15 protein-coding genes and 1 tRNA gene are annotated in these 16880 nt (G+C 76.7%); 5 read left to right on the top strand and 11 right to left on the bottom strand.

The window, feature by feature from the left end:
* Positions 1 to 150 precede the first annotated feature (150 nt).
* From LQU92_RS13675 to LQU92_RS13660, 4 genes are all read right to left on the bottom strand, one after another.
* Positions 151 to 819, bottom strand: coding sequence for a response regulator transcription factor (locus LQU92_RS13675; protein ID WP_101851885.1), 669 nt, complete (start codon positions 817 to 819; stop codon positions 151 to 153).
* A gap of 9 nt (positions 820 to 828) precedes the next feature.
* Positions 829 to 2445, bottom strand: a complete 1617-nt coding sequence (locus LQU92_RS13670; RefSeq protein WP_230781305.1) for a cell wall metabolism sensor histidine kinase WalK — start codon at positions 2443 to 2445, stop codon at positions 829 to 831.
* 97 nt (positions 2446 to 2542) lie between these two features.
* Positions 2543 to 4402, bottom strand: a complete 1860-nt coding sequence (locus LQU92_RS13665) for a DEAD/DEAH box helicase (RefSeq protein ID WP_230781304.1) — start codon at positions 4400 to 4402, stop codon at positions 2543 to 2545.
* Between the two features lie 218 nt (positions 4403 to 4620).
* On the bottom strand, positions 4621 to 6075 hold the full coding sequence (locus LQU92_RS13660) for a DUF2079 domain-containing protein (protein WP_230781303.1): 1455 nt from the start codon (positions 6073 to 6075) through the stop codon (positions 4621 to 4623).
* 58 nt (positions 6076 to 6133) lie between these two features.
* Here LQU92_RS13660 and LQU92_RS13655 point away from each other — a divergent pair, with 58 nt between their 5' ends.
* Together LQU92_RS13655 and LQU92_RS13650 are read left to right on the top strand one after the other, a co-directional pair.
* Positions 6134 to 7117, top strand: coding sequence for a DNA-3-methyladenine glycosylase (locus LQU92_RS13655; protein WP_230781302.1), 984 nt, complete (start codon positions 6134 to 6136; stop codon positions 7115 to 7117).
* Positions 7118 to 7169: 52 nt separating this feature from the next.
* The gene (locus tag LQU92_RS13650) at positions 7170 to 7889 is read left to right on the top strand and encodes a VIT family protein (protein WP_101851881.1); all 720 of its coding nucleotides are present in this window, start codon (positions 7170 to 7172) and stop codon (positions 7887 to 7889) included.
* A gap of 105 nt (positions 7890 to 7994) precedes the next feature.
* Here the strand turns inward: LQU92_RS13650 and trxA are convergent, their stop codons facing one another.
* Positions 7995 to 8378, bottom strand: coding sequence for a thioredoxin (gene trxA / locus LQU92_RS13645; protein ID WP_230781301.1), 384 nt, complete (start codon positions 8376 to 8378; stop codon positions 7995 to 7997).
* A gap of 128 nt (positions 8379 to 8506) precedes the next feature.
* Between trxA and LQU92_RS13640 the strand changes: the two genes are divergently transcribed.
* The gene (locus LQU92_RS13640) at positions 8507 to 9586 is read left to right on the top strand and encodes an LLM class flavin-dependent oxidoreductase (protein ID WP_230781300.1); all 1080 of its coding nucleotides are present in this window, start codon (positions 8507 to 8509) and stop codon (positions 9584 to 9586) included.
* Here LQU92_RS13640 and LQU92_RS13635 read toward each other — a convergent pair.
* From LQU92_RS13635 to LQU92_RS13620, 4 genes are all read right to left on the bottom strand, one after another.
* Entirely contained in the window at positions 9564 to 10217 is a 654-nt protein-coding gene (locus tag LQU92_RS13635) for a class F sortase (RefSeq protein WP_230781299.1), read from the bottom strand. The two genes, LQU92_RS13640 and LQU92_RS13635, sit on opposite strands and share 23 nt — an antisense overlap.
* A 95-nt stretch (positions 10218 to 10312) precedes the next feature.
* Positions 10313 to 11023, bottom strand: coding sequence for a hypothetical protein (locus LQU92_RS13630; protein WP_230781298.1), 711 nt, complete (start codon positions 11021 to 11023; stop codon positions 10313 to 10315).
* Between the two features lie 519 nt (positions 11024 to 11542).
* Positions 11543 to 11624, bottom strand: a tRNA-Tyr gene (locus tag LQU92_RS13625).
* Positions 11625 to 11712: 88 nt separating this feature from the next.
* Positions 11713 to 12063, bottom strand: a complete 351-nt coding sequence (locus LQU92_RS13620; protein ID WP_230781297.1) for a hypothetical protein — start codon at positions 12061 to 12063, stop codon at positions 11713 to 11715.
* A gap of 147 nt (positions 12064 to 12210) precedes the next feature.
* Here LQU92_RS13620 and LQU92_RS13615 point away from each other — a divergent pair, with 147 nt between their 5' ends.
* Together LQU92_RS13615 and LQU92_RS13610 are read left to right on the top strand one after the other, a co-directional pair.
* Positions 12211 to 12702: a YajQ family cyclic di-GMP-binding protein gene (locus LQU92_RS13615; protein WP_230781296.1), complete on the top strand. Its 492-nt coding sequence runs from the start codon at positions 12211 to 12213 to the stop codon at positions 12700 to 12702.
* A gap of 61 nt (positions 12703 to 12763) precedes the next feature.
* Positions 12764 to 13747, top strand: coding sequence for an aldo/keto reductase (locus LQU92_RS13610; RefSeq protein WP_230781295.1), 984 nt, complete (start codon positions 12764 to 12766; stop codon positions 13745 to 13747).
* A 73-nt stretch (positions 13748 to 13820) separates the two neighbouring features.
* Here LQU92_RS13610 and htpX read toward each other — a convergent pair whose 3' ends face one another.
* Entirely contained in the window at positions 13821 to 14702 is an 882-nt protein-coding gene (gene htpX, locus LQU92_RS13605) for a zinc metalloprotease HtpX (protein ID WP_230781326.1), read from the bottom strand.
* Positions 14703 to 14902: 200 nt separating this feature from the next.
* Positions 14903 to 16849, bottom strand: a complete 1947-nt coding sequence (locus tag LQU92_RS15050; RefSeq protein WP_255667554.1) for a zf-HC2 domain-containing protein — start codon at positions 16847 to 16849, stop codon at positions 14903 to 14905.
* Positions 16850 to 16880: the final 31 nt, after the last annotated feature.

Below are 16880 nucleotides of genomic sequence, written 5' to 3'. Positions count from 1 at the left end.
GCTGTCCGTGGGTTCCCACGGTGCCGGACGGACATGATGCGAACATGAGCCGTTCATGAAAAGGCTCTCATCCGCCCGCCGGTGCCCGCAGGACCGGGCACCGGCGGGCGGGGTCTGCCGGGGCCCGGCCGCGGGGCCCCCGCGGTGCGCTCAGCGGGCGGCGAGGCGGTAGCCGGCCCCCCGCACGGTGACGATCCGCTCGGGGCCCAGCTTGGTGCGCAGGTAGCGGACGTAGACGTCGACCACGTTGGAGGAGCCCTCGAAGTCGTGGCCCCAGACCCTGTTCAGCAGCTGCTCCCGGGTCAGCACCTGCCCGGGGTGCTCCACGAAGGCGCGGGCCATCGCGAACTCGCGGGCGGAGAGCTCCACCTCCCGCCCCTCGACCACCGCGCAGCGCGTGTTGACGTCGAGGGAGAGCGAGCCGCAGCGCAGCTCCTCGCGGGCCGGGTCGTGGGCGGCCCGCTCCCGCAGCCGGGCCCGGACGCGGGCGAGCAGCTCCTGGAAGCGGAAGGGCTTCGCGAGGTAGTCGTCGGCGCCCTTGTCCAGGCCGGCGACCGTGTCCTCCACGGAGTCCCGGGCCGTGCACATGATCACCGGGAGGGTGAAGCCCATCGAGCGCAGCACGGAGAGCACGGTGAACCCGTCCATCCCGGGCAGGCCCACGTCGAGGACGAGCAGGTCGAAGTCTCCGGTGCTCGCCCAGTCCAGGGCGGTCGGACCGTCCTCCACGACGGTCGTGGTGTAGCCGGCCGCGCGCAGGCCCTTCTGGATGAAGCGCGAGATCCGCTCCTCGTCCTCGGCGATGAGGATGCTGGCCATGGGGTTCCTCTACTTCCTGGACTCGTGCGTCCGGCTCGGGTGCGGTCCGGTCCCCGGCGTCCCGTCCGGCGGGGGCGCGGGCTCCCCGGCCGGGGGCGCCGGGGCGGCGGGGGCCGCGGTGGGGGCGGCGCGGCCGGCGGGGTCCAGCGGCAGCCGCACGGTGAACGTGGCGCCCGCGCCGGGGCGGGAGCGGACCCGGACGTCGCCGCCGTGGGCGTGGGCGATCGCGGCGACGATGACCAGGCCCAGCCCGGAGCCCTCCACGGTGCGCCCCGTCTCGGCGCGGGCGAAGCGCTCGAAGATCCGCTGCTGGTCGGCCTCGGCGATCCCGGGGCCGGTGTCCCGCACCCAGATCTCCAGCTCGCGCCCGGCCCCCGGGGCGGCGGAGCCCGTGGAGCCGGCGGCGCCGAGGGCGACGACGTCCCCGGGCGCCGAGAACTTCACGGCGTTGGCGGCCAGCTGCAGGACCGCCTGGGTGAGGCGCTGCTCGTCGGCGCGCACGAGCCCCTCGGCGCGGGCGTCGAGGCGCCAGTCCCGCTCCCCCAGGGCCCGGGCCCGCTCGAGTGTCGTGTCCAGCCACGGGCCCAGGTCCACCGTGCCGGGACGGACGAAGTCGGCGCGCTGGGCCTTGGCCAGCAGCAGCAGGTCCTCCACGAGCCGGTTCATCCGACCGATCTCGTCGAGCAGCACCGCCCGGGTCTCGGCGACGTCGGCGGGGTCGTGCTCGTCCATGAGCTCGAGGTTGCCGTGCAGGATCGTCAGGGGCGTGCGCAGCTCGTGGGCGGCGTCGTCGAGGAACTGGCGCTGCTGGCGGAACCCGGCCTCGATGCGCGCGAGCATGCCGTTGAAGTTCACCGCGAGCTGCCCGACGTCGGAGTCCTCACGGGTGACGGGCACGCGGCGGCCGAGGTCGTCGGGGCTGATCTGCTCGGTGGCCCGGCGCAGCCGCGTGATGGGGGCGGTGACCCGCCCCACGAGCACGTAGGCGGCCAGCCCGGCGACGACGAGGGTCAGCCCGGCGATCGCGAGGTAGCGGCCCAGCGACTCCAGCACGAGCCCCCGCTGGGCGCTCATGTCGAAGCCCACCACGAGGTGGGCCGGCCGGTCGTCGGCGGCCAGGTCCACGGGGATGACCCCCAGGCGCAGCTGCCGCTCGCCCTGCCGGTGGTCGAAGACCACGGTCTGCCCGGGCCGGGAGCGCTCGGCGACCGCGGCGAGGGTGGCCGGGTCGTCGAGCTGGAACCCGGAGCGGTCGGCGTGCTCGAAGGCCGGCTCCCCGTCGACGACCGCGAGGATGGCCTCGTACTCCCCGGGCACGGTCGTGGTCAGGAACGTGTAGAAGAGCTGGTCGAGGTCGGCGAACGGCTCCTCGGCCGTCGCGTCGAGGTCCTCCGTCGGGGAGGCGTCCGGGCCCAACGGCCCCCGCTGGGCGAGCCGCTGCAGCTCCCCCGCCTCCTGGACGATGTCCTGGCGGACCGACTCGTCCACGTCCACGAGCCGCAGGTAGTGCGTCAGCCCGCCGACCAGCAGCAGCGCGGCGGCCAGCACGGCCAGGACCGTGGCCAGCACGCGGGAGCGCACGGAGCGCAGCTCCGTGCGCAGCCGCTCCCAGCGCGTGCCCGCCATGGGCCTCACCCTAGCGACGGGACGTGAGAGCCCGATGAGGAACGGCCAGGGGCCCCGGCGTGCCGGGGCCCCTGGCCGTGGTGCTCCCCCGGGGAGCTCAGTACTTCTTGTGGCGGGGCTTGCGGAAGCCGCCCTCGCCGTCGCGCCCGCGCGGGCCGCCCTTCTTGCGGAAGCCGCCGCGCTCGCCGCCGTCGTGGCCGCCGCGGCGGGGCCGGTCCTGGTAGGAGGAGGTGCCGCGGGGGCGCCCGCCCCCGCCGCCGGCGGGGCCGCGGTCGAGCTCTAGACGGATCAGCTCGCCGTTGATCCGGGTGCCGGCCAGCCGGTCCGCGGCGGCGGCGGGCAGGTTCTCCGGCAGCCCGACCAGGGTGTGCGTGGAACGGATGTCGATCGCGCCGATCTGCGCGCCGTCCAGGCCGCCCTCGTTGGTCAGCGCCCCGACGATCGAGCCCGGGGAGACCCGGTGGCGGTGGCCCACGGCCAGGCGGTAGGTGGCCATGCCCTTCTCCGAACGCGGCTCGCGGCGGGGCCGGTCCTCGCCGCGGGCCCCGCGGTCGCGGTCGCGGGTGCGCTGCGGGGCCTCGGGCAGCTCCTCGACGAAGAACGGCCGGCCGTCCTGGGCCATCACGGCGATCGCGGCGGCGACCTCCACGGCGTCGACGTCGTGCTCGGACTGGTACTGCTCGACGAGCTCGCGGAACGCGGCGAGGTCCTCGGACTCGATGGTGTCCGTGATCTGCTGGGCGAAGCGCTCCTTGCGGGTGCGGTTGACGTCCTCGGTGGAGGGCATCCGCATCTGCTCGACCGGCTGGCGGGTGGCCTTCTCGATGGCCCGCAGCAGGTACTTCTCCCGGGGGGTCATGAACAGGATCGCCTCGCCGGAGCGCCCGGCGCGGCCGGTGCGCCCGATCCGGTGGACGTAGGACTCGGTGTCGTGGGGGATGTCGTAGTTGACGACGAGGGAGATCCGCTCGACGTCGAGGCCGCGGGCGGCGACGTCCGTGGCCACGAGGATGTCCACCTTGCCCTCGCGCAGGGCCTCGACGGTGCGCTCGCGCATGTTCTGCGGGATGTCGCCGTTGATCGCGGCGGCGGCGTAGCCGCGGGCCTTGAGCCGGTCGGCGACCTCCTCCGTGGCGGCCTTGGTGCGCACGAAGACGATGACGCCGTCGTAGTCCCCGACCTCGAGGATGCGGGTCATGGCCTCCATCTTGTGGGAGCCCATCACCTGCAGGTAGCGCTGGCGGGTGTTCGTGCCCGTGGTCGTCCTGCCCTTCACCGCGATCTCCTGCGGGTCGCGCAGGTACTGCTTGGCGATCTTGCGGATGGCGGGGGGCATGGTCGCGGAGAACAGGGCGACCTGCTTGTCCGCCGGGGTGCGCGAGAGGATCTGCTCGACGTCCTCGGCGAAGCCCATCCGCAGCATCTCGTCGGCCTCGTCGAGGACCACGTACTGCAGGTTCGACAGGTCCAGGGAGCCCTTCGTGAGGTGGTCGATCACGCGCCCGGGGGTGCCGACGACGACCTGGGCGCCGCGGCGCAGCCCGGCCAGCTGGGGCCCGTAGGGCGAACCGCCGTAGACGGGCAGGACGTGGAAGTCCTCGAGGTGCGTGGCGTAGGAGGAGAAGGCCTCCCCCACCTGCAGGGCGAGCTCGCGGGTGGGGGCGAGCACGAGCACCTGGACGTCGCGGGAGACGCCGTTGACGTCGGCGAGCTCGGCGAGGCGGGACAGGGCGGGGACGGCGAACGCGGCGGTCTTCCCAGTGCCCGTCTGGGCCAGGCCCACGACGTCGCGGCCGGAGAGCAGCACGGGGATGGTCGCGGCCTGGATGGGCGAGGGCTTCTCGTAGCCGACCTCGTCGAGCGCGGCGAGCACGCGGGGGTCGACGCCGAGGTCGGCGAACGTCGTCGTCGGCTCCTCGGGCGTGGTGGCGTCGGGGGCGGGGGTGTCGTTGCTCATGCGGGATCCTCGTTCGGTGCGTGGGTGTCGGCCACGGGTCCTTCGGGAGGACGCTGCGGGCCAGGGCGGTGTCCGGACGTCCCTGCCAACCACTGGGGCCCGCCGGAGCGGGAGCGTCGGACACGGCGGGAGCACGTCGCCGCCGAACACGGTGCGCTCGCAAGCGGCACCGCGTTGCACGAGAGAGTGAGGGAGTTACCGGAGTCGGTTGGACCAGTCTAGCGCACGGGCGGGCCCGCTCGGCCCGTGCGGCCGACCACGACGAGGTGCTCCTGCTCACGCACGGGCTCGTAGGCGGCGCCGTAGCGCTGCTCCGCCCACGCGGCGACGTCCCCGGGCGGGGACCCGCCCCACGCCGTGCCGGCGCGGTCGACGACGACGAGATCCGGCGCCGGGTCGCCCGTGCTGCCGAGCCAGTGCACCTCGGCCCGGGGCACCAGCCGGTGCAGCAGGGTCAGGTCGGTGGCCACGCTCGCGCCCTCGGGGACCGCAGCGAGAACCGCCTCCTTGGCCGCCGCCCGCGGGTCGGGGCGGTAGGCGGCCGGGTCGGCGAGGTCCCCGAGCGGGTGGGCGGGCAGCAGCACGAGGGCGACGCCGAGGGCGGCCCACGGCCCGGCCCGGCCCAGGCGCACCGCGCCCGGGCGGCGGGAGGCCCGCAGCCGCACGACCGCGTCGAGCAGGGCGGCGAGGACCACGGGCATCAGCACGGCGCTGTAGTGCCAGCCCGTCCCCCAGTAGCCCGGTTCCGGGGAGAGCATCCGCCACAGCAGGGTCGGCAGCGCCACGAGGGCCAGCGGCGAGCGGAGCGCGAGCACGGCGCCGGTGAGCACCAGCGCCAGCCAGGTCAGGGCCTTCCGGCCGGGCACGACGAGGGCGGTGAGCGCCCCGAGGGGGTCCGCGAGCACCGCGGCGGGGTCGAGCCGGTCGGCGTAGGCGAACTCCCCCGCCGGGTTCAGGGCCGGCAGCACGACCGTCACGGCGAGCACGCTGCAGGCGGTGCCCCACCCGGCGAGCAGGAGGCCGGGCCGGGCCGGGGCCCCGGCCGCACGGGCCCGCCGCGCCAGGACCAGGCCCAGGACGGCCACGGTGAGCCCGAGGTCCTCCTTGACGAGGGCCACCGGGGCGGCCCACGCCGCCGCCGCGCTCCAGCGCCGCTCGACGAGGGCCCCGAGGGACAGCGCCAGCATGGGCACGGCCACGGCGACCTCGTGGAACTGCACGGCCACCGCCGCCTGGAGCCCGAAGCTCAGCCCGCAGGCCAGCCCGAGGGCGGCGCCGGGGCCCCGGCCCAGCAGCCGCACCCCGGAGCGGGCGATCGCCCACGCGCACACCCCCATCAGCAGGTCCTGGAGCACGAGCAGGGTCAGCGCCGAGGGGAAGAGCGCGTAGAGGGGGCCCAGCAGCACCAGCACGGGGTGGAAGTGGTCGCCGAGCAGGTTGTAGCCGTGGCCCTTCACGTGCACCTCCGGGCCGCGGCCCTCGGCGTAGGAGCGGGCCAGCTGGGTGAAGATGGCCAGGTCCCAGGACGGGACCTCGCCGCGCCGCCACTGCAGCAGCGACCACCACAGGTACAGGACGGCCACGAGCCCGCCCACGGCCAGGGGCACGAGGCGGGCGCCGGGGGCGTGCGGCGGCGCACCGGCCGCGGGGCGCGGGGCGGAGGTGGCGGGCATGGTGCGGGCTGCTCCCGGGGACGGCGCGGACGTCGGGGCGGACTGCCATCATGGTCCCATGCCCTCCGCCGCCGTCCCCGCCGCCGCGCGCCCCGCCGCGGACGCGGAGCTCGTCTGGGACCCGGACGGTCCCCTCCACCTGGGGCAGACCCTCGGGGTGCTCGCCCGCGGGGCCCACGACCCCCTGGTCCGGGTGCTCTCCCCCGAGCTGGTGTGGGTCGTCACCCGCACCGCCGAGGGCCCCGTCTCGGCCCGCTACTCCCGCCCGGGCCCGGGTCCGTCCCTGCGCCGGCCGGTGCGGGTGCGCGCCTGGGGCCCGGGCGCGGCGGCGTTCCTGGCCGAGGCCCCCCGATGGGCCGGGGCGGAGGACTCGTGGGCGGGCTTCGAGGCCTCCCCGGCCTTCGCCGCCCTGCCCGAGCGGCTGCGCACGGCCCGGCGGCTGCACCCCGGGCTGCGGCTGCCCTCGACCGGGCGGGTCCTCGACCGGGCGGTGCTCTCGGTGCTCGAGCAGCGCGTGACCGTCCGGGAGGCCGTGGCCGCCCACCGCCTGCTCGTGCGCCGCCACGGGCCGCCCGCCCCGGGGCCCGCACCGGAGGGGATGCACGTGCCGCCCACGGCCGAGGCCTGGCGGGCCGTGCCGGTGTGGGAGTGGCACCGCGCCGGGGTGGACGGGGCGCGCGCCGCCACGGTCCGGCGGGTCGCCGAGCGCGCCGCCGCCCTCGACCGGCTGGGCCGGGCCCCGCTGGACGCCGGGCTGCACCGGGGCCTGCGCTCCGTGCCGGGACTGGGGCCGTGGACGGTCGCCGAGATCGTCCAGTGCACCCACGGGGACCCGGACTCGGTGAGCGTCTTCGACTTCCACCTCGCCGCCTGGGTCTGCTGGTTCTTCGACCGCCGCCCCGGCGACGACCGGCGGATGCTGGAGCTGCTCGAGCCGTGGCGGGGCGACCGCCAGCGGGTGGTGCGCCTGCTGCGGGCCTCCGGGTTCCGCAAGCCGTCCTTCGCCCCGCGGCTGCACCCGGAGGACCACCGGCACCGCTGAGGGGAGCCTCCCCTGCCTGGCGGGCCCGCGCTCCCCGGCGTTGAATGGGGCCATGAACGCTGAGCACGTGATCGAGGAGCCGCACGCGGCCGGCTACACCGAGCGGATGAACAAGCTGCGGGCGGGGGTGCTGGGCGCCAACGACGGCATCGTCTCGGTGGCCGCGACCGTCGTGGGCGTGGCGGGCGCCACCGCGAACCCGGCGGCGATCCTCACCGCCGGCGCCGCCGCGCTCGTCGGCGGGGCCCTGTCCATGGCCCTGGGCGAGTACGTGTCCGTCTCGAGCCAGTCCGACTCCCACCGGGCGCTGATCGCCAAGGAGAAGCGGGAGCTCGAGGACATGCCCGAGGCCGAGCTGCGGGAGCTGGCCGAGATCTACGAGGGCAAGGGCCTGTCCGCCGCGACGGCCCTGCGGGTGGCCGAGGAGCTGACCGAGCACGACGCCCTGGCCGCCCACCTCGACGCCGAGCTGAACATCGACCAGGAGGACATCGTCAGCCCCTGGAACGCGGCCGTCGCCTCGGCGCTGGCGTTCACGGTCGGGGCGGTGCTGCCCCTGCTCGCGATCCTGCTGCCCCCCGAGGCCTGGCGGATCCCCGTGACGTTCGTGGCCGTGCTCGCCGCCCTGGGCCTGACCGGCTGGCTGGGCGCCCACCTGGGCGGGGCCCCGCAGAAGGCCCGGGCGGCCCTGCGCGTCGTCGTGGGCGGGGCCCTGGCCCTGGCCGCGACCTTCGCCGTGGGCTCCCTGCTCGGGGTCACCGGCGTGGTCTGAGCCCCCTCGGACGCGCACGGCGCCCCGCACCGGCAGGTGCGGGGCGCCGTGCGCGTCCGGCCGCGGAGGCGGCGGCGAGCCCGGGCGCGGCCCGGGGCGTGCGGGTCAGGACTCCTGGGCGGGCTCCTGGGTCTGCTGCTTGGCGACCTCGGCGCGGACCTCCTCCATGTCGAGGCCCTTCACCGCCTCGATGACCTGCTCGAGCGCCGACGCCGGCAGGGCGCCGGGCTGGGAGAAGACGAGGATGCCCTCGCGGAAGGCCATGAGGGTGGGGATCGAGGAGATCTGCGCGGAGGCCGCGAGCATCTGCTGGTCCTCGGTGTCGACCTTGCCGAACACCACGTCCTCGTGCTTCTCGGAGGCGGCCTCGTAGGTCGGGGCGAACTGCTTGCAGGGGCCGCACCAGTCGGCCCACCAGTCCAGCAGGACGATGTCGTTCTCGGCGATGGTCTGGCCCAGGGTGTCCTGGGTGATGTCAACGGTAGCCATGTCCCCAGCGTACGGACCGTCCCCGGCGGGGAGCACCGGATTTCACTGGGAGCACAAGAGCCCGCACCGGGTCCCGCGGCCCGCCGCCTTCCTACACTGGGAGGGCACGGCGCGTGCGGAGGCGCAGCATGAACTTCGAGATCGGCATCTTCACCCTCGGCGAGGTGGACCACGACCCGGTCACCGGCGCGCGCCCGGACGCCCGCCAGCGGCTGCGGGACATCATCGAGCTGGCCGAGGCCGCCGAGCACGCCGGTCTGACCGTGATGGGCGTCGGGGAGGACCACGGCGCCGACGTGGTCGCGGCCGCCCCGCTCGTGCTGCTGTCGGCCATCGCCGGGCGCACCCGGCTGCTGCGCCTGACCACCGCCGTGACCGTGCTGCCCGCCGCGGACCCGCTGCGGCTCTACGAGCAGGTGGCGATGCTGGACAACATCTCCGGGGGCCGGGCCGAGCTGATCGTGGGCCGCGGCGCCTCGGCGCGGGTGCGGCGCGCGCTCGGGCTCGGGGACGAGGACCCGGACGCCCTGTTCGAGCGCCGGCTCGACCAGCTGCTGCAGGTGCTCGAGTCCAGTCCCCCGACCTTCGGCGGCGGCCTCGGCCGGCACCCCGGGGAGCTCGCGGTCGAGCCGCGGCCGCTGCAGCCGCGGCTGCCGGTGTGGGTGGGCTCCTCGGGCAGCGACCGCTCGGTGGAGCGCGCGGGGCGGCTGGGGCTGCCCCTGGTCCTGCTGCGCACGCACGGGCCCTGGGCCGCGGCGCGGCCCGTCGTCGGGACCTACCGGAGGGCCCTGCGGGCCGCGGGGCGGGACCCGTCCACCCCGGTGGGCCTGGGGGTGCCCGGGTTCGTGGCCCGCTCGGCGGAGCGGGCGCGGGAGCTGAGCCACCCGTACTTCGCCGCCGGGGCGCGCAGCCACGGCCCCGTGCGCCCGGAGGACCCTCGGTGGACGCGCGCGGAGTACGACCGCGAGTGCGCCCCGGAGGGCTCGCTCGTGGTGGGCGACGTCGACGAGGTCGTGCGCAAGATCCTGGCCCAGCACCGCGGCCTCGGCCACGAGCGGCTGCTGCTGCGCCTGGACGCCGGCGGGATGCCGCACCACCTCGCGCTCGAGGCGATCACGCTGCTGGGCACCGAGGTGGTGCCCCGGGTGCGGGCCGCCCTCGGGGCCGGACCGGACGCGGAGGAGCTCAGTCCGCCGGGGACGCCGTGAGCACCACGTTCTTGCCCCAGATGTCCTCCGTGTAGCAGCTGATGATGACCAGCCGCCCGGGCACGATCTGCCAGATGTCGCTGTCCTTGAGCGTGTTCTTGTCGTGGGTGACGACCGAGTCGATCTCGAAGGCCACGGTGCCGGTCTCCGTCTGCACCTCGACCTCGCTGCCGACGAGGGAGGGGTCGCTGAGCGCGTTGAACGGCGCGTCCCGGCCGTCGAAGCTGTGCCCGGCGATGTAGGTCGTGTTCTTCGAGCCCTGCCCCGGGGCCCCGTAGGGGGTCAGCCAGTAGCCGTCCGGGGTCTTCGGGGGGACCAGCGAGCGGGAGGCGAGGTCCTGCTCGGTGGGGGTGAGCGGGTCCACGGGGACGTCCAGGCCCGCGTCGGGCACGGTCAGGCGCACGGGCGGGGCGGCGGCGGGGGCGTCCGGGTCCTGCCCGGCGGGCGCCGGCCCGGGGGTTCCGGCCGGCACGGGGTCGCGGGTCGCGGAGACCTGGGGGGCCGGGGCGGCGTCCCCGTCCGCCCACGGCTGGCCGGCGAGCACGCCGGCGCCGACCGCGAGCACGGCCAGCCCGGCGGCCGGGGCCGCCCAGCGGCGGCGGGTCGGGCCGGAGGCTGCGGGTGCGTCCACGGGGATCGGCTCCTGGGCTCGGGGTCGGGACGGGACGACGCCCCGGTGCCGCCCGAGGGCGGCACCGGGGCGCGGGCGGCCGGGGCCGTGGCGGCTCAGGCGCGGCGGCGCAGGCGCAGCGCGACCGCCGCGGCGGCGGCGCCGCCGGCGGCCAGCAGCCCGGCGATCAGGCCGGTGCTGCCGCTGTCCTCGGCGGCGGTGTCCACGTTCCAGCCCTCGTTGGAGCCGGTCGCCGGGGCGGAGTCGTCGCCGTCCCAGTCGTCGCCGCCGGCCCAGTCGCCGTCGTCCTCGCTCCAGTCCTCACCGGTGCCGCCGGTGGGCAGCAGCCCGCCGCAGGTGCCCTGGAAGAGCCCGACCAGGTCGGCGCCGTCCTCCATGTAGACCTCGCCCTGCTGGCGGGCCTCCACCGCGGCGGCCTCGAAGCCCTGGGCCGCGGCCTGGGTCGCCGCGTAGGCGTCCTGCACGGCCTGGTCGCCGGAGCTCGCCGCGTAGGCCTCCTGCAGGCGCAGGATCTCGCCCCAGGCGCCGCGGGCGCGGTCCATGGTGTCGTCGTTGACGATCGCGTCCTCGAGCACGGCCTGCTGGGCCTGCAGCTCGGCGAGGACCTGCGGGTCCTCGACCAGGGAGTTGAAGTGCACGCCGGCGTCGTAGAGGTGGTCGGCGGAGGTGATCAGGTTGGTCACCGCGGGGCTCGCCCCGGCCGGGACGCAGGTGTCGGCATGGGCGGCGGGGGCGCCGAGGAACAGGCCACCGGCCAGGACGGCGGCCGACGAACCGGCGGCCACCCACTTCTTCACAGCAGTCATTTCGGTACGTCTCCTCATGTCGTGGGGGTACCTCGGGACGCGCCCCGAGGCGGCAGCATGGGGCGACCGCTCGGACACGTCCCCGGCGGGGTCACCGCGGGGCGCTCGCGCCGCCGCCGTCCGGGGCGGGGGGTCCTGAACGGACCGGCTCGGCGTGCCGGCCCGTGCCCGGTTGGCTGCTGCAGTCCCCAAGATATAGGAGATTTCATCTTATTCGCAGCGGTTAACGCCGTGTTCCCACCACACGGTGATCCCGGGGCGGCGGGCGGGCGCGGCGCCACACCGGTGCGGCCTGGAACGACGCGCGTCCCGGGGACCGGGGGTCGCCGTGCGCCCGCGGCGTCCGGCGGGCGGTCCGGGGCCGGGATCGTCCCCGTGCCGGGGGACGCGCCCTCCCGGGCCGGGGACCACGGGCGCACCGCGGGAGCGCTCCTGCGGGACGGGCCACGGGGCCCGCACGCGAAAGCACCCCGGACCGTCCGGTCCGGGGTGCTTCTGCGACGTCGTGGACGCCGGGTGTGGCAGATGAGGGATTCGAACCCCCGTAGGCAATGCCAGCTGATTTACAGTCAGCCCCCTTTGGCCGCTCGGGTAATCTGCCGCGGTCGTACCGTTGCGGACAACGGCACCGGGGTGCCCCCGCGAGCGGGAGCACTACAACCCTACAGAAGATCGGACGCGATGCGAAATCAGGCCGCCGCCCCGGCGCCCTCCACCGCGGCGCCGAGCCGGCGCCGGAGCTGCTGGAGGAACGCCACGGCCTGCTCCTGGGTGATCTCGCCGTGCGTGACGGCCTCGGCCAGCTCGCGGGCGACCCCGGCGAGCCGCTCCGCGACCCGGGCGTCCAGGCCGTCCGCGCCGGCGGATGCCGGGCCGTGCGCCCCCTGCCGGTCGGCCGTCACGGTCGCGGTGGCCGCGGCCGGGGACAGCCCGAGGCCCGTCAGGAGGAGGACCGCCAGGGCGGTCGCGGCGGCGGCGGTCCCCCGCCGGGACCGGCTCCGCCCTGGGTCCACGTCGTCGTGGTCCTGGGGTTTGCTCATGCCACCCATCCTGGGAGGCCCACCTGAACGGTTCCTTGGCCGCAGGTCACGAATCGGTGACGGAGCGCACCCGCATAGACTGGGGCCGACGCACCGCGGGCCGGCACCGCCGGGCCCGCGCCGACCCCGAGTCCCCCAGGAGGCAGCATGGCCAGCGATTCCTCGTTCGACGTCGTCAGCAAGGTCGACAAGCAGGAGGTCTCCAACGCCCTGAACCAGGCGCAGAAGGAGATCGCCCAGCGCTACGACTTCAAGGGCGTGGGGGCGGAGATCGACTTCTCCGGCGAGAAGATCCTCATGAAGGCGAGCTCGGAGGAGCGCGTCGGCGCCGTCCTGGACGTCTTCCAGTCCAAGCTCGTCAAGCGCGGCATCTCCCTGAAGTCCCTCGACGCCGGGGAGCCGTACGCCTCGGGCAAGGAGTACCGGATCGAGGCCTCCGTCAAGGAGGGCATCGCCCAGGACCAGGCGAAGAAGATCACCAAGATCATCCGCGACGAGGGCCCCAAGGGCGTGAAGGCGACCATCCAGGGCGACGAGCTGCGGGTGTCCTCCAAGTCCCGCGACGACCTCCAGGACGTCATCGCCCTGCTCAAGGGCGCCGACCTCGAGGTCGACCTGCAGTTCATCAACTACCGCTGAGGACCCCGGGCCTCCCCGGCGAGGGTGGGCGGACGCAGCGGCACACGGCGAGAGGACGGGCATGGAGCACCGCACACTGGGCAGCACCGGACGTGAGGTCTCGGTCGTGGGCCTGGGCACCTGGCAGCTGGGCGCCGACTGGGGGGAGGTGGACCCCGCGCAGGCCCGGGCCGTGCTGGACGCCGCCGCCGGGTCGGGGGTGACGTTCTTCGACACCGCCGACGTCTACGGCGACGGGCGCAGCGAACAGGCCATCGGCGCGTTCCTGCGGGACAACCCGGGCCTGGAGGTCACGGTGGCCACCAAGATGGGCCGCCGGGCGGAACAGGTCCCCGAGAACTACGTGCTCGCGAACTTCCGGCAGTGGGTGGACCGCTCCCGCCGCAACCTGGGCACGGACGTCCTGGACCTGGTCCAGCTGCACTGCCCGCCCACTGCCGTGTACGGCGACGACGAGCTGTACGACGCGCTGGACACCCTGGTCGACGAGGGCGCCGTGCGCCACTACGGCGTGAGCGTGGAGCGCACCGACGAGGCGCTCGCCGCCATCGCCCGGGGCCGCACCGCCACCGTGCAGATCGTCCTCAACGCCTTCCGGCTCAAGCCGCTGGACGACGTGCTGCCGGCGGCGGAGGCGGCGGGCGTCGGGATCATCGCCCGCGTCCCCCTGGCCTCCGGCCTGCTCTCGGGCACGTACTCGGAGACCACGACGTTCGCGGCCGACGACCACCGGGCCTACAACCGCGACGGCGCCGCGTTCGACGTGGGCGAGACGTTCTCCGGCGTCGAGTTCGAGCGGGGCCTGGCGGCGGTCCGGGAGTTCGGGCAGCTCGTGCCCGAGGGCACCACCACGGCGCAGGCCGCGATCGCCTGGATCACGGCCCAGCGCGGGGTCAGCACCGTCATCCCGGGCGCCCGCTCGGTGGACCAGGTCCGCGCCAACGCGGCCGCCGCGGACACCGGCGGTCTGGGTGCCGCCCTCGACGCGGGGGTCCACGACATCTACGACCGGTGGTTCCGGGAGGTCGTCCACGCCCGCTGGTGACCGCTTCCGTGCCCCGGACGACGACGGAGCCCCTCACCCGGCGGGTGAGGGGCTCCGTCGTCGTCCGGGGTGCTCAGCGGCGGAGGCCGGCCATGCCCTCCAGGCGGGCGACGCGCTCGGCCGTCGGCGGGTGGGTCCGGAACAGGCTCGCCGCCCCGCCGCCCCGGAAGGGGTTGGCGATCATCAGGTGCGAGGTGTTCACGAGCTTCTGGTCCGCCGGGTTCATCGGCCGGGCACCGGCGCCCATCTCGATCTTGCGCAGCGCCGAGGCCAGGGCCAGGGGGTCGCCGGTGAGCTGGGCGCCGTCCTCGTCGGCGTCGTACTCGCGGGTGCGCGAGACGGCGAGCTGGATGACGGTCGCCGCCACCGGGGCCAGGAAGGCCAGGACCAGGCCCACGAGCGGGTTGCCCCGCTCGTCGCCCCGGCCGCCGCCGAAGATCGCGGCGAACTGCAGCGCCTGCGCCGCGGCGGTGATGATGCCGGCGACCGCGGCGGCGACGGACGAGGTGAGGACGTCCCGGTTGTAGACGTGCATCAGCTCGTGGCCGAGCACCCCGCGCAGCTCGCGCTCGTCGAGCAGCTGCAGGATCCCCTCCGTGACGCACACCGCGGAGTTCTCGGGGTTGCGGCCCGTCGCGAAGGCGTTGGGGCTCATCGTGGGGGCGATGTAGAGCCGCGGCACGGGCCGCTGCGCCCGCTGCGAGAGCTCCCGGACGATGCGGTGGTAGCCGGGCGCCTGCTGCTCCGTGACGGGGATGGCGCGCATGGCCCGCAGCGCGAGCTTGTCGCTGTTCCAGTAGCTGTAGGCGGTCGAGGCCAGGCCGATCAGGGCGAAGAGCCAGATGAAGGCGCTGCTGCGCGTGGTGGCGGCCACCGCCCACCCGATCGCGAGCAGGACCGCCCAGAGCCCCCCGAGCAGCAGGACGGTCTTGAGGCCGTTGTTGTGGCGGTGCAGGTGCATCGTGGGCGCGTCTCCTTCTCGCAGGGCCGTGGCCCCCGCGGCGGTGGAGGGCGCGGGGGTCCCGCCGAGCACAACCGCCGGCCCTGTCCCGCTCTTCCCGCCCGCGGACCGGCCCGGCCGATTCCCAGCGGATCCCGAGCCGGCCGGGAGCGAGGGCCCGGGACGACGCGGCGTGCCCGTCCGGGGCGTACCGGCTACGGCGCCGGGGACGGTCCGGGCGGCGGGGCGGCCGGAGGGGTTCCGGGCTGCGGCGGGAGCGACGGCGCGACGGGCGGGTCCACGGGCACCTCGACCCCGGGCACCTCGACCCCGGGCAGGGACGGCTGCGGCGAGGCGGTCTGCAGCGGGTCCGGGGCGGCCGGTCCGGGACCGGCCGGAGCCGGCTCCTCCGGGGCGGGCGGGGCCGGGACGGGCGGTGGGCCCGGGGGCTCGGCCGGCGGCTCGGCGGGGGGCGGCGCTGGAGCGGGCGCCGGTGGCCCGGCAGGTTCCGGCGGCCCGGCAGGTTCCGGCGGCCCGGGCTCCGGCCGCACCGGCGGCTCCGGCGCGGGAGCCGGGGGCGCGGGGTCCTCCGCGGGCACGGGCGCCGGGGATCCCGGCGCAGGCGTCTGCGGGGCGGGGGGTGCCGGCGTCCCGGGTGGGGTCCCACCGGGCCGCGGCGACTCGTCGGGAGGTCCGGGCGCCCCGGCCGGCGGCGCGGGAGCACCCGGGGTCGCGGGCGCGGGAGCGCCGGGACGGGCGGGGGGCCGCGCTCCCCCGCCCGGGGCCGGACTCCGCGGCCCGGCGGCCTGCTGCGCACTCTCGTCCGTCCCCCGGGTCGTCCGGTCCGCCGGGTCCCCGTCACGGGTCACCGGCTCCCCCGTCCTGCCGGGGTCCTCGCGCAGCCGGGGACCGGCCGCGGCCCCGGGGCCCCCGGGGTCCCGGGCACCGGCCCGGCCGGCGCCGGGCGCCCCGGGAGACCGGTCGTCCGCCGTGGCGGAGAGCACCGCGGGACGGGCCGCCGCCCGGCGGGCGGCCTCCGCCGTGACGGCTCCGGGCGAGGGCTCGACGGCCGGCAGCGACAGGACTCCCCGCGGCCGGCCGGCCGGCGGCGCCGCACCGGGTGCCTCGTCGCGGCCGCTCGACGCCCCGTCCGGCGCCCGCCGACCCTCGGCTGCCGGCGCGCCCCCCGCCGCCGCTCCGCCCGCGCCGGCGGGCTCGCCGGGAACGGCCTCCGGCGGTGCCGCGCGCACCACGCCGCGCTGCGGCTCCCGGAGCTCCGGTCCGCCGGGACCGGCCGAGCCGGCCAGCCCTGCCAGCAGGGCCGCCGCCGTGAGCACCCCGGCCCCTGCGAGCACCCGCGCCCCGTGCGGACCCGCCGGACGTGCGGTGCCCGCCTCCCACGGGGCGGGCGGCTCCGGCGGCGCGCCGGCCCGTGCCGCGGCGGCCACCCGCTCGGCGAGCCGCCGGGCCTCCGCCCCCCAGGGCGGCAGCCCTGCGAGGACGGGCAGCAGCCAGCCGCGCAGCCCGGCCTCGGTGTCCTGCAGGTGCAGGTGGTCGGCGGTGCACCGGGGGCAGGAGCGCAGGTGCTCCCGCACGGCCCGGGCCCGGCCCCCGGTGAGCACGCCGTCGGCGAGCGCGCCGAGGTCCGCGGCGCAGTGCGCGCACGCCGAGGACGCCTCCGTCGCGGCCGCGGCCCGCCGCCAGGCCGCGCGCAGCCGGGCGCGGGCCTCGAGGTGCAGCGCGGTCGTCGCGGCCGCGCCCAGGCCCAGCAGCCGGGCGGTGCGCTCCACGGACAGGCCCTCGACCTCGCGGTGCCACAGCACGGCCTGCTGCCCGGGCGGGAGCGCCAGGTAGTGCTCCGCGAGGCGCCCGGGGTCCCCGGCGGACCGGGGATCGCGACCGGCGAGTTCGCCGACGGCGGCCACCACGCGGGCCCGCAGGAACACCGGCGGGCCGTCGCCGGAGCGGAGCCGGTCGAGGACGCGCCCGGTCGCCCGGTCCGCCAGGCGTGCGGGGTTCTCGGTGCGCAGCTCCGCCGCCGCGAGGGCGGTCGCCCGGTGGCGCGCCCGCAGCCGGGCGGCGGCCCCCGGCTCCGCCCGGCGCACCGCGGCCACGAGCTCCGCGTCGGTGCGGGTGCCCGAGGGGTCGGTCGGACGGGTCATGACGCCTCCGTCGTGCTCACCGGATCCTGCC

Source organism: Kocuria sp. LUK (assembly GCF_021012935.1).
Lineage (GTDB): Bacteria > Actinomycetota > Actinomycetes > Actinomycetales > Micrococcaceae > Kocuria > Kocuria flava.
This window is presented reverse-complemented; position numbering and strand designations above follow the sequence as displayed.